The sequence below is a fragment of the Ruminococcus sp. genome (genome assembly GCF_024691275.1).
Classification (GTDB): Bacteria; Bacillota; Clostridia; order Oscillospirales; family Ruminococcaceae; genus Ruminococcus.
Genome location: NZ_JAILNU010000065.1, coordinates 12210 through 26458, shown reverse-complemented (window position 1 = coordinate 26458; position 14249 = coordinate 12210). Strand labels below are relative to the sequence as shown.

Sequence of the window (14249 nt, the reverse complement as noted above, 5' to 3'; positions counted from 1 at the left end):
TGACCAAAAGCAATCTGTACTTTTTTGTACAGATTGCTTTTTTATATGCAATTTTGTCGGAAATTAAAAAATATATAGCTTTTTAGTCTTTGAATATAATCAAACAGTCGCCTCCCATAATGGGAGACAATTGCATTTCTACAGCTCAAGTATTAATTTAGTGCATATACAATTCAGATGTAACATATATATGAAAGGGAGGAGGCGAAAACAATGAAAGACGTAATATATACAACGAACAGTTTCAAGTCGCAAAGCTTAGAACAGCTTAAAGCAGCTGTTACAGCCAAGGTCGAAAAGCTGATAAACAGCAATCTTATCAAGTAAAACTGACAACTACATATAAATGAAGGGAGGTGAGGTCGATGCCGAAAGTAGGTATCTACTGCCGCCTGTCCATTGAGGACAGGGACAAGTCAGGTGATGACAGCGCAAGTATACAGAACCAGAAAGCTATGCTGCGTGATTATTGCCATGAACGCGGCTGGGAGATATACGATATATATACTGATGACGGCTACAGCGGCATTGACCGTAGCCGTCCCGAGTTCAACCGACTTCTGCACGACTGTGAATCGGGGCAAATAGACATCGTTCTGTGCAAGGATCAGTCGCGTTTTTCCCGTGATACAGTTGTGGTAGAGCAGTATATAAATGACAAGTTCCTTGAATGGGGGATCCGTTTTATCGGAGTTGCGGACAATGCTGACTCCGAAAGCGAGAGCTACAGTACCATGCGGCTGTTCACTTCCGCTTATAATGAGATGTATGTGAAGGATATCTCGTCAAAGATACGCCGAACTCTTGCATATAAGCGTGAACAGGGACAGTTCATAGGTTCATTTGCGCCATACGGATATATGATAGACCCGAATGATAAACATCATCTTATCATAGATGAAGAAGCTGCACAGATTGTACGGCTGATATTTGATATGTATGTCAGCGGCGAAGGCTATCGCGGCATAGTTCTAAAGCTGAACGAGGACGGTATAGTCAGTCCTGCCGAATACAAAAGGCAGAGAGGCTCGAAATATGTCAATGTTAATGCCGACACGAGCAGCAGCCGCGGGCTGTGGACACAGTCGACTGTTGCAAGGATACTTGCCAACGAGATGTACACGGGAACGCTCGTGCAGGGAAAGTCTCACCATATCAGCTATAAGAACAAGAAGCGGAAAAAGGTGGAGCAGGCTGACTGGATACGTATACCTGATGCCCATGAGGCGATTATCGACGCGGAAACATGGTCGCGCACACAGGAACGGCTCAGCAGTCATGCAAGAGTGGGAAAGCGTTCGCAGGAACTTTCACCTTTGTCGGGAAAAGTTAGATGTGCAGTCTGCGGTCGTCCGATGAAAAGAAATGTATATTATAATAAGGAAAGGACTAAAAAATATTATGGTCTGCAATGCGCCTCATATAAGACAGGTGCTATGAACTGTACAAACAATTCGAGCATAAGCGGACTTGTGCTTGAGAAAAAGATACTTGATGAGCTGAATGCTATAGTTGAGCTGTACTGTCAGTCAGATAAGATAGGTGTCTGTGATATATATGCCGAACAGCTGAAACGACTTGAAGCAGATCGTGCTAAATTAAACGAGCGTCATGATGCAGCGGAGAAGCGCCTTTTAAATATGTATAAGGACAAGCTCGACGGAGTCATCTCCGATAAGGAGTATTCGCTGTTCCGTAAAAGCCTGAGCGATGAGGAGCAGGAGATTACTGCCCGTATGGCTGAGATGACCGAGCAGATAAAGGAATGCCGAGAACATATCAGGAACTCTGAAGGGCGTAAAGTGATCATCGAAAAGTATACTCATTTCGACAAACTGGACAGAGCTCTGACTGAGGAGTTCATAGACCATATCGAGATCGGAATGGTCGGCGATAATGGCGATAGGGAGATACATATTTACTGGAAACTGTAAAGAGGAAGAACAGCTGTAAAGAACCTGTGCAAGAAGTTTCAATAGCTGTTCTTTTTTCTTAAATCAGGTCAAAGGATATAAAAATATTCAACCTTTTCTGTATTTTTATGGGTTGTTATTCAGTATGCGATGTTATAAAATAATATTGGATATTAAATTTAAGGAGGAATTGAAAATGCGAACAGAAAAATATTCTCGTATGACATCACTGGGACTGTCCGCTGCGCTTCTCATGACGCTTACAGCGTTCCCTCTCCCCGAAGCAGCTGCGGAAGACGATATGCACATTCAGAATTTCAGTCTTGCAGACATAACCATGACTGATGATTACTGCACCAATGCATTCAGCAAGGAGATCAAGTACCTGTTGTTTTTTGACAACAACAGGCTGCTTGCTGGCTTCCGTGAGAATGCAGGGCTGAACACAGGGGGAGCAAAGCGATACGGCGGCTGGGAAAACACCAATATCGCAGGTCACTCAGTGGGACATTACCTCACAGCGCTGTCTCAGGCTTATCAGCACCCCGAACTTACGGATACTCAGCGGCAGGAGATATTGTCAAAGATGACGGCGCTCATTGACGGACTCCGCGAGTGCCAGAAGAATTCAAAAGGAAAGGCAGGCTTTATATGGGCAGCTGCTCACCCTAACGGCACAGGCGTTGAAGTGCAGTTCGACAACATCGAAGCAGGAAAGTCCAACATCATCAACGAGGCATGGGTACCGTGGTACACGATGCATAAGCTCATTGCAGGTATAGTTGATATCTACAATGCAACAGGCTATGATCCCGCAAAGGAACTGGGCTCGAATTTAGGCGATTGGGTCTACAACCGATGCAAGACATGGAACCAGCAGAAGCACAACACGGTACTCTCTATCGAGTACGGCGGCATGAATGACTGTTTGTATGACCTGTACATGATAACAGGCAAGGACGATCACGCAGAAGCTGCTCATTACTTTGACGAGACAAATCTCCACGAAGCTGTACTGAAAGGCGGTTCAAACGTCCTCAACAACAAACACGCAAATACTACTATCCCTAAGTTCCTCGGAGCTCTCAAACGCTATATAGCTCTTGACGGAAAGACTGTCAACGGTCAGAAGATAGACGCTTCACGTTATCTGCAATACGCAGAGGCTTTCTGGGAAATGGTAAATACTCATCATACCTACATCACAGGCGGAAACAGTGAGTGGGAGCACTTCGGTGAAGATGATATTCTTGACAAGGAGCGTACCAACTGCAACTGCGAGACCTGCAACTCCTACAATATGCTGAAGCTCAGCCGTGAGCTGTTCAAGATAACAGGCGACAGCAAATACATGGATTACTACGAGAATACATATTATAATTCTATTCTCTCCTCTCAGAATCCCGAAACAGGTATGACTACCTACTTCCAGCCTATGGCTACAGGCTACTTCAAGGTATACAGCTCACAGTTCGACCACTTCTGGTGCTGTACAGGCAGCGGCATGGAGAGCTTCACAAAGCTTGGTGATACTATCTATATGCACGGTGAAAATACCCTCTATGTAAATATGTATCAGAGTTCCATTCTGAACTGGGCTGACAAGAATATGAAGATAACTCAGGAGAGCACTATTCCTGAGGGTATTACTTCAAAGTTCACTATCGACGGTACAGGTGCAGTTGATTTCCGCTTCCGCATACCTGACTGGAAGGCAGGCAATATGACTGTCAAGGTAGATGGGGAGAAGTACAGCTACAAGACTGTCAACGGCTATGCTCAGGTAACAGGCGACTTCAAGACAGGCGATGTTATCGAGGTAACTATTCCCGAGGAAGTCAAGGCATATTCGCTTCCTGACAAGAATACGGTATACGGCTTCAAGTACGGCCCTGTAGTTCTCAGCGCAGAGCTTGGCAAGCAGGATATGCAGACAAGCTCCACGGGTATGTGGGTAACTATCCCGAAGGAAAAGGTTACACCTTCCGAGAATATCCGCATTTCCGACAATAGTACAACAGTAAGCACCTTCATGGCTGATATAAACGATCATCTGGTCAAGGACAACAGCTCACTGAAATTCACTCTGAAGGATACTGACCATGATCTGGTATTTACTCCACACTACAAGCAGTATCAGCAGAGATACGGTATCTACTGGAATTTCCAGAGCAGCAGCTCAGCTATCGACAGACCTGCACGTTCAAAGAAGACCGTTACCGATACTGTACAGCCGGGTTACGGACAGTACGAAAACGATAATCTCCACAATATGCAGGAGTTCAACACTCAGAGCGTTATCGACGACAGTACATACCGCTACGCAAAGAGCGGAGGCTCGTTCAGCTACCGCATGGCAGTCGATAAGGAAGCTGATTACACTATCCTTACCGTTAAATTCCGCAAGGCTGACAACGGCAAGTCTATCCGCATAGTAGTCGGCGACACTATCCTCTATGCAGGTACACTGGATTACACAGGCAATAAGGACATTTACGACGTTGACCTTATTGTTCCAGCTGATGTAATGGACAAAAATGTGGAGGCTATAACAGCTGACGGAACAAATTATGATGTTCTCACAGTTACATTCTCAGCAAATGACGATAAGGAATCCGCAAAGGTGTGCGACTTCATCTATATGACAGCCGTTAAGCCGCTTTATGAGTATGACAGCAGCATTGCTTATTTTGTTGACTGCGGCGACCACAACACCTATACTGTAACAGGCGAGGACAAGCTTGGCTACTACAACAGCGTTACTGAACAGCTTTTCGGAGCTGATGAGGTAACAGGCGCTTACTGGGGGCTTATGGACGATCCTACCGACCAGTACAACGGCAGCTCAAAGAGCAGTGGCATTTATACCGCGAATACATGGTGCGACGAGTACAATACTATCGACAACAGGGACAAAACAGCGTCCTTCCGTTACACCAAGAACCAGTATGAAAATAATATCGACCGTCAGCTCGTTTATGGATTCTGGCTGCCAAAGGGCAAATATGAAATAGAAATGTGTTTCAGTGATCCGTGGAACTGCTCGAAGAAGCCTTATGTAAGAACAGCTTGCGGTACGAATTTTGAGAAGATACTAATGAGAGACTGTGTAACAGACGGAAAAACTCCTTCTGTCTGCGAACTGGAAGTCGGCGCTGACGGTGTGGTAGATATCTGCATAAACAGCGATGACAAGGCGATAAACCTGAATTACATCATTATCCGTACTATAGAGACTGCTCCTCTGTCTACAGTTGAGCCGAAACAAACAGTTACGCTTCTTGGTGATGCAAACTGTGACGGCGGTGTGGATATGTCAGATGTGGTCATCATTATGCAGTCTCTGGCTAATCCTGACAAATACGGCGTAAACGGTACTGACGAGCATCATATAACAGCTCAGGGGCTTCTCAACGGTGATGCAGATAAAACGTTCAAGGGCATCACATCAAACGATGCACTGAGTATACAGATGTATCTGTTAGGGCTTATCAGTTCTCTTGAATAACAGAAAGTTGAAACTCAAACAGGGCGTTTGTGTTAAAACAGTCTGTGCAATTTGCACAGACTGTTCTTTTTTATGCTTATAATCGAGCAGCGAGAGTGGCATAAATTGAAGAAATAGCGTACTTTGGTCGGACATATTACTGCAAAATACGGGGCGTTAACAGAAAATCAGCGGCAATGCCGCTTAAATTATTGATATGTCATTATTTTACTATTTCGATAACTGAACTTTCACAATTGCATATGTGATAATAATGCATTTTTAGTGAAAAAATGTAAAATACAAGTCGTCTGATTTTGAATTGTGATAAATGAATGAAAAGAGTGCTATTTTTTTAACAACTAATATATTTTAAAAAATTCACTTCGATATAAAGTGTGGATTTTACCTAAAAATAGACAAGTTAAAAAAATTGTTGATTTACATTTTGTAATAAGATATAGCTATATTACAGACTTGATATACAGCCATAAAAATAATATATAAATTCAAACTTAAATAAAGTTTTACGTTGGTAATATTCTACAATATTACTTCTCGATTATTGACATGAAGTACAGTTTTATGCTATAATGTGACATGTCAAAAAACAAAATTCAACTTCAAAACAGCGATTGACTTAAATGAATAAATATGCATGAAATCAATTACTTTCTTGCATATGAATGTCATAAAAGAATAATTGCTGAGTTACATTAAAAAATCAAGAAAACACTTAACTCTTAATCCATTAAACGTTTTTCACATATGATGCCGGCTCGAATATCAGGGGTGAGATTTGAGCAGCGTATTACATAGACGGTGTGATATTACGGCAAGTTGAATTAATGTTTTTGAGGGGTATGTATGAGATGTATGCTTATTTCGTAAGCAGGTCATTGCGGAGTGACTATTAAGAGAATATATTTTTATATTATAAGTCATATATGATCGGCTTCAGATTGGGAATAACTGCGCTTGTACGTCAGAAAATTCTGTATCTGGGGGCTTTATGTTAAATGCAGATACAGAAGTATCTGCATTTTTTATTTTTCCTCAAAAACTTAATAATATTATTTTTTAGGGGGCATATGTATGAAAAAATTGCTTGTTTTAGGCGCAACGCAATACGTGATGGTGAATAAGGAAATTGTAATGTCATCGAAGGAAACCTGCAAGTTGATTTTCCATGACGACAATGCCCTTGTTGCAGGATGCAATCTTAATTGCATTGTCTGAAATAATATCCTATACATTTTATAAGTAATCAGTTATATGTAATTGGTAAAGTTAGGAGGAAAATCAGATGAATGCTGCATATGTAAAAGAATGCGATAATCCGGCAAAGATAAAGTCGTCACTCAAAATTGATAACAAGCCTTTTTATAATGTTATAAAAAGAGGAATGGATATCGCTTGTTCATTGCTCGCTTTGATACTGTTGTCACCTCTGTTGCTGATAACGGCAATCGCTATATTTATAGATGATCCCGGTCCTGTGCTGTTTAAGCAAACGCGCATAGGCAAGGATAATAAACCTTTTCAGATACTTAAATTTCGTTCGATGAAAGTTAATGCCGAAGAACTGAAGGCTACTCTTATAAAGCAGAATCAGGACAAGGGTGCAAACTTCAAGATAGACCACGATCCGAGAATAACAAGAGTAGGACGTATCATTCGTACTACTTCAATAGATGAACTTCCTCAGCTTATCAATATACTAAAGGGCGATATGGCTGTGATAGGTCCGCGTCCATTTATAGAGGAAGAACAGAAAAATCTGCCAAGCGATCGTCTTGCTGTAAGACCGGGACTTTCATGTTACTGGCAGATCAGCGGTAAGAATTCACTTACTCTCGGAGAACAGATAGAACTTGATCGAAAATACGTCAGAGAAAGATCTGTTATTGTTGATGTAAAGATTATTATAAAAACTATGGTAGTAGTAGTTGTTGGAAAGAACGGTTAAAAGCGGCTTTGTAATAATATAACTGCTAAATTATGAGGCGGAAAAGCGTCGTTTGAGATGCAGCATTTATCACCCATATAATTACATAGTCATATCGGATGTCTGCCCATTTGGGCAGACATTTTGAACTTATTGAGTTGACGCTGAAGCAGGTTGAATGTCAGCATATGGGATATGCTTGTAAAATAGCGAAAATACGTGGCTTTTGTGAACGAACCGGTTTGGTACATTGTGAACGTAAAGAGCGAAATATGACACTCTGCGGATTGAAGGGTAGAAACTCGTTGAGAGTCTATTTTTGAAGGCTTTGAAAAGGATGTTTACTGGTTGATCTTTGTGGAAGAGTTGCCGGGAAAGAGATTAAATGACTCAGAGACGAGCGTAAAGCACGCGTTTCTTTGTTGTTATATAAGAACATTAATTGTGAAAGAGGTCAGAAGAAAACGTGGCAAAAACAATAATGCATATCGTAGAAGCTCCGGGTGGTGTGGAAAGATACTTGGTCACACTGCTGACTAAAATGAAGAAATATACTGAGTTTGAGTATGTTCTGGTATGTTCTTCTCTTCTGGACAGGGACAAGTTCAAAGGCTTGGTTAAGTCGATTATAGTTATCGACTCGATGCATAATGCGATTTCGATTAAGAACGATACAAAGGCCGTATTTGCAGTACGCAAAGCAATCAAGCATTATAAGCCGGATGTAGTATATTGCCATAGTTCAAAAGCTGGGGCAATTGGAAGAATAGCTGATCTGGGTATAAAGAATAAAGTAATCTATAATGCACATGGTTGGGCTTTCAATATGAAAAGCGCAAGTAAGAAAAAGCTATTTGTGTATGAAATGATAGAGCGTATGCTTGCACCTTTGACAGATAAGATTGTATGTATTTCGGAATATGAGAAAAAGAGCGCTTTAGAGCATAAGATATGTAAAATTGATAAACTCGTTCTGATAAATAACGGAATTAATATTGAAGAATATCAATGCTTTCAACCGAAGAGTCGGGCGGAACTAGGAATTCCGGAGAATGCCTTGGTTATTGGCATGACAGGGCGTCTTTCAAAGCAAAAAGCGCATGACATTTTTATTAATATGGCTTCAATTGTGAAAAAAACAATACCAGAAGCATTTTTTATCATTGTTGGTGATGATATAGGTGGAGGTCAATTCCGAGATTCTGCTGAAATACAAGTCAAAGAAGCGGGATTATCAGATAGTTTCCTTATCACAGGATGGGTAAATGATCCTTTTGCATATGCTGCATGCTTTGATATTGCTGTGTTACTTAGTCGTTGGGAAGGATTTGGATTAGTACTCCCTGAATATATGTTGCTTGGTAAGCCAATTGTGGCTACAAGAGCTGATGCGATTCCATATGTCATTGGAGATGCTGGTGTTCTTGTGGATATAGATGATTATAAATCCGCGGCGCAAGCTGTCTTGGAATTATATGGTGATGCAGAATTAAGAAAACGATTGACTACAAATGGAAAAGAGAGAATAGGGCTGTTTGATGCTTCAAAAATGGCTAGTGCAACTAGTAAGTTGTTTAAGAGTATGTTAAGAGTGTGATTATGATGAAAAAGAAAAAAGTCGCGGTTGTTTCATGTTATTTTCAGCCCAATTATGGAAGTATGCTTCAGGCATTAGCTACACAATCCGTCTTGGATTTATTGGGAATACCAAATGAAACAATAGATATAGAGGGGCTCAAGCAAGAAATTCGTGCGGAAAAAGTGAAATACTTTCGTAGCAGGATTTTATCAATTGATGTTATTAAAGATAAATTAGGATTTGTTAAACTTGCCTTGGCTAAAAAAGTAAACAAAGAGTTGAAACACAATATCATTATAAGAAACCGATGTTTTGAAGCTTTTTCTAAAAAACAATTTAAGTTGTCTAAGGCATATCATTCCAAAAAAGAACTTGGGCAAAATGCAAGCGAGTATGCGGCTTTTCTGGTTGGAAGTGATCAATTATGGCTGCCCTCTAACATAGCCGCAAATTATTATACTTTAAGTTTTGTTCCGGATAATATTCGTAAAATCGCTTACGCCACAAGTTTTGGTGTTTCTTCTTTACCAAAGAAACAGGCAGAGAGTGCCAGAAAGTTCCTGCCGAGGTTTGACTATTTGTCTGTCCGGGAAAAGTCAGGCGTTAAATTGATTAAAGATATAGCTGGGATCAACGCTGAATTGGTGTGTGATCCGACATTATTGCTTAATTGTGAGCAATGGGACTCAATTATAAAAAGTGAGAAACGGATTAAAGAGCCTTATTTGTTTTGTTATTTTTTGGGAGATAATCATTTTTCTCGTATGTGTGCAAAAAGGTTGGCTAAAAAAAGAGGTCTAAAAACTGTTGCACTCCAGCAGCTTGATTCTTATATCAAGTCAGATGAGGAATTTGCGGATATAGCTCCATACGATGTTGATCCAGCAGGATTCGTAAATCTGATCAAGAATGCGGAGTGCGTCTGTACGGACTCTTTTCATGGAACCGTTTTCTCAATTATTAATCATAAAGAGTTTTATTCTTTCAGAAGATTCGTTCAGTCTACTTCTATGTCTACAAACAGTAGAATTGATTCGCTATTAAGTGTTCTGGGATTGGAATCTAGGATTATTAATGAAGAAAACGATTTCAGTACCCAAATAAAAAAGAAAATAGATTATACGCAGATTGATGAAAAACTTGAAGAGTTCAGGACGCACTCTATGTCTTTCCTTCAAAAGGCGTTGGAAGGGTGTCGGGCGATAAACGATGATTGAATTAAAAAATAAAAGTGATTGCTGCGGATGTACAGCGTGTTATAGTATTTGTCCCAAGAACGCAATTACACTCAAAAGTGACTCGGAAGGTTTTCTTTACCCGACTATTGCGAAGAAATCGTGTGTTGAATGTGGACTCTGCGAAAAAGTATGTCCAATAATCAATAAAAAAACGATAGAAGCAAAAGTGAAAAGAGCCTTTCTTGTTCAGAATACGGATGAGAAAATTTTACGGGAGAGTACGTCTGGCGGTGCGTTTTCGGCAATTGCGAGATATGTATTAAAGCATGGCGGAATTGTCTTTGGTGCAGCTTTTGATGATAAATTCAGAGTAATACATACTTGTGCGGAGAAAGAAGCTGATTTATCAGTTTTTCGTAATAGTAAATATGTTCAGAGCAATCCTTTAGCTACTTATTCCGAGACCAAGCAATTACTTAAAAGTGGCAGAATGGTATGTTATAGCGGAACACCATGTCAGATTGAGGGTCTGAAACAATTTCTCGGAAAAGAATATGATAACTTAATAACTGTAGATGTGGTGTGCAGAGCAGTTCCCTCACCAGGAGTGTGGAATTCTTATATGAAATTGGTTAGCGAGCATAACCCGGTTAGTTCAGTTCATTTTCGCGATAAAGCATTCGGCTATCAGTACTCAACAATGGAAATAAAAAGTAAGAATGGTAATACAAATCGAAGCGGCATTGAACAGAACCAATGGCTTAGATTATTCTTTTCTGGATTGATTATCCGTCCTTCATGTACTAAATGCAAATTCAGATCACCTGATAGAGTGTCCGATTTCACAATTTGGGACTGTTTTAATGCACATAAATTCCGAACAAAATTAAACGAAAAGAAGGGTATTACGCGTGTATTAATTCACACACCGAAAGCAAAGGCTATAATCGACGCTTTACACGATGACTTAATAATTGAGGAAATTCCTTATGCTATAGCTATTGACGGCGTAAAGGAAATGAAAGAGTCGCCGAAAATGCATGAAAAGCATAAGAAGTTTTATGAAGATTATAATACTCTGACATTTGGCGATCTTTTGCAAAAATACGTCCCCATTACAGTAAAGGTTCGAGCGAAAACGATTGCTCGAAGGGGATTAAATTTTATGGGACTTGATGTTCTGATAAAACGAGCTATGAGAAAAGGCTAATATAGGAGAAACTATAAATGAATCCGTTAATTAGTGTAATCATTCCGGTGTATAATGTTGAGAATGAACTACCTGATTGTTTAGAAAGTGTAATTCACCAGTCATATAAAAACATAGAAGTTATTCTCGTTGACGATGGTTCAACAGATCAAAGCGGCAAAATATGTGACAAGTATGCCTTAAATGATCACCGTGTTAGAACTATTCACAAACAAAATGGAGGACAATCTGAGGCGAGAAATATTGCAATCAATCAATGCAATGGAGAGTATATTGTTTTTGTTGACAGCGATGACATTGCAAAGAAAAATCTAATAGAATCGTTATTGTGCTTGATTAACAAGTATAACACTTTGATTGCGTGTAGCCCATATCAAAAGTTCAATAATAAAGAACAACTCTTTGATGAGTGCGATGTGAAAACAGGTATTGAGGACTCTGAGAAAGCTGTTAAACAATTACTTTATCAAAGTAGAGTGTTCCATACCGGACCACATGGAAAAATATATAAGCGAGAATTATTCAATGGAATTGAGTATCCTGTTGGACTGTATTATGAAGATTTAGCTACAACGTATAAGTTGTTAGCGAAAGCTTCGAAAGTAGCATTTACAACTGAAAAAATGTATGGCTATCGAATTCGTGCCGTAAGTACAATGCGGCAAGGTTTTTCATCAAAAAAAATGTCTTGCATTGCAGTGTCACAGGATTTGTACAAAAAAGTGATTGAAATGTATCCTAATTTGAAAAACGCTGTTGGATCAAGAGCATTCAATGTTAACCGTGCTGTATATTTGCAAATTCCGAGAAAATATAAAAGAGAACGGGATGCGGTATGGGAAGAAATGAAAAAATATAGAAAAACTGTGATCTTTGATAAAGAAGCAAGAAAAAGGGAACGTCTTATGGCTTTACTTTCATATTTAGGGCAGCCATTTTTCTCTATTCTTTCAGCTCCTTATCAAAGGCAGCAAATGGGGCTGCAATAATTATAAATGAGGTTTTAATTAATCGGCGAGGAGCGTTTGAATATTAAATATGAATGAAATACACGTTTATTTAACTGGAAGACTTGGAAATCAATTATTTCAATATGCTTTTGCACGCAGATGTCAAAAGCAATATGGTGGAAAAATAATATGTAATGTATATGATCTTGAACATAGAAGTCAAAAGATGAAACATATTCCGTATAAATTCAGTTACGATATGACCAATTATAAGCTCAATGAAAATGTTCAGATTGAAGATGAAAAGCCAGCATGGTTTGCTGATCTATACCACCCAGTGGTAAGAGTATTAAAAAAAGTTTGTCCTAAGCTATACTTTAAAATCTTATCAAAAAAAGGTTATCTTGTATGGCAAAGTAATGATTACATAGATATTCCAAAGTTGAAATGCGATAGTTTGTTTCTTAATGGTTGGTGGCAAAATTTTCAATTCTTTCACGAAGTTGAAAAAGAACTATCAGACGAAATTGTGCCGACAACTCCTTGCGTTGAAGCTAATCAGGCTTTGTATAATGTCGCACAAAATACTAATTCAGTATGCATTTCAATTCGCGGAGGAAATTATCTTGTTCCAAAGGTGAAAAAAAAATTATTTGTTTGCGACAATAATTATTTCTACGAAGCGGTTGAAATCATGCTAAAAAAACTTGATAAACCAGAGTTTATAATTTTTTCAGATGATCTAAACTGGGTGAGGGAGTATATTGATTTTGAAAAGCGATTCCCTCATGTTAGGTTTTTCTATGAAACAGGTACTGATTCTGTTGAAGAAAAAATTAGGTTGATGACTATGTGTAAAAACTTTATAATATCTAATAGCACATTTAGTTGGTGGGCACAGTATCTGAGCAAAAACAAGGATAAAATAGTTATTGCACCTAATGCGTGGTTTACTAATGGAAAAAAAATTGGGTTGTATATGGATAATTGGCTTTTGATTGATGTAATGAAAAACAAGCAAAGCTAATTACCCCTTTTTAACAATATAAAATATGAGGTGAGATAATGACTGGTGCTGGAATTGTATTATTCAACCCTTTGATCCAAAGACTTAAAGAAAATCTTGATGCAATTACAGTTCAAGTCGATTTTACTGTCTTAATTGATAATGGATCAAATAATCTAATAGATATTAAAAAGCTATTGTCGTGTTATTCAAATATAGAATTGATTGAAAACAACAAAAACTTAGGAATCGCAAAAGCTTTAAATCAAATTGTAGAAGTAGCTAGAAATAATGGCGTAAAATGGGTTTTGACGTTAGATCAGGACACGGTATGCAGGGAAGGTTTGATTGCTCAGTATCAACAATTTGTCTGTTTAGACAACGTTGCATCATTAACGTGTGAAATAGAAGACAGGAATTTCAGTTATAGCATAGATGATTCTTCTAATGCAAACTACACAATTATAGATAAGTGCATTACTTCTGGAAACTATATTAATATTGATGCATGGGCTAAAATAGGCGGCTTTGATGAGTCTTTCTTTATCGATTCTGTTGATACTGATTTTTGTTATAGGCTGCTTCAAGCTGGATATAAGATTGTTAGAATCCCATTTCTAGGGATTTTACATGAAGTTGGATATAATACAAAAAGGCGTAAACTATTTGGAAAAGAGATTGTGGTGTTTAATCATTCTCCTTTTAGGTGCTATTATTTAGTAAGGAATCAAATATACTTTGGAAGAAAACATCAGAAGTCATTCGGTTGGAGGAAAGCGTTAAGATATCGGCGTACCGCATGGACGAGAATCATAGTATATTTGTTGTTCGAGGATAATAAGATGAAAAAGATGAAAGCGTGGATAAAAGGATTGATTGATGGGTATTGTATGCAAGTAAAAAAATAGCAGATGATTAGTTATAGCAGTCTACTTTTTTATAAAATTGAAAATCAAGGTGTCTGTCTTTGTTTCGACT

At 38.8% G+C, this 14249-nt stretch carries 9 protein-coding genes; all 9 read left to right on the top strand.

Annotation, left to right across the window (positions count from 1 at the left end):
• The first annotated feature begins 365 nt into the window (after positions 1–365).
• The 9 genes from K6G33_RS07825 (at position 366) to K6G33_RS07785 (ending at position 14179) form a co-directional block, all read left to right on the top strand.
• Positions 366–1934, top strand: a complete 1569-nt coding sequence (locus tag K6G33_RS07825) for a recombinase family protein (protein WP_296778031.1) — start codon at positions 366–368, stop codon at positions 1932–1934.
• A gap of 175 nt (positions 1935–2109) precedes the next feature.
• Complete coding sequence (locus K6G33_RS07820) at positions 2110–5421, top strand: beta-L-arabinofuranosidase domain-containing protein (RefSeq protein WP_296778028.1); 3312 nt, start codon at positions 2110–2112, stop codon at positions 5419–5421.
• A gap of 1285 nt (positions 5422–6706) precedes the next feature.
• A complete protein-coding gene (locus K6G33_RS07815) occupies positions 6707–7369 on the top strand; it encodes a sugar transferase (RefSeq protein WP_296778025.1) in 663 nt (220 codons plus the stop codon).
• Between the two features lie 445 nt (positions 7370–7814).
• Positions 7815–8945 carry a glycosyltransferase family 4 protein gene (locus tag K6G33_RS07810; RefSeq protein ID WP_296778023.1) on the top strand — a complete coding sequence of 377 codons (1131 nt, stop codon included), beginning with the start codon at positions 7815–7817 and terminating at the stop codon, positions 8943–8945.
• A gap of 2 nt (positions 8946–8947) precedes the next feature.
• Entirely contained in the window at positions 8948–10144 is a 1197-nt protein-coding gene (locus tag K6G33_RS07805) for a polysaccharide pyruvyl transferase family protein (RefSeq protein ID WP_296778020.1), read from the top strand.
• Entirely contained in the window at positions 10137–11315 is a 1179-nt protein-coding gene (locus K6G33_RS07800) for a Coenzyme F420 hydrogenase/dehydrogenase, beta subunit C-terminal domain (RefSeq protein WP_296778018.1), read from the top strand. Before K6G33_RS07805 ends, K6G33_RS07800 begins: the two co-directional genes overlap by 8 nt.
• Positions 11316–11332: 17 nt before the next feature.
• On the top strand, positions 11333–12304 hold the full coding sequence (locus K6G33_RS07795; protein WP_296778016.1) for a glycosyltransferase family 2 protein: 972 nt from the start codon (positions 11333–11335) through the stop codon (positions 12302–12304).
• 49 nt (positions 12305–12353) lie between these two features.
• Positions 12354–13292: an alpha-1,2-fucosyltransferase gene (locus K6G33_RS07790; protein WP_296778014.1), complete on the top strand. Its 939-nt coding sequence runs from the start codon at positions 12354–12356 to the stop codon at positions 13290–13292.
• A 38-nt stretch (positions 13293–13330) separates the two neighbouring features.
• The gene (locus tag K6G33_RS07785) at positions 13331–14179 is read left to right on the top strand and encodes a glycosyltransferase family 2 protein (protein ID WP_296778012.1); all 849 of its coding nucleotides are present in this window, start codon (positions 13331–13333) and stop codon (positions 14177–14179) included.
• The last annotated feature ends 70 nt before the right edge of the window (positions 14180–14249 follow it).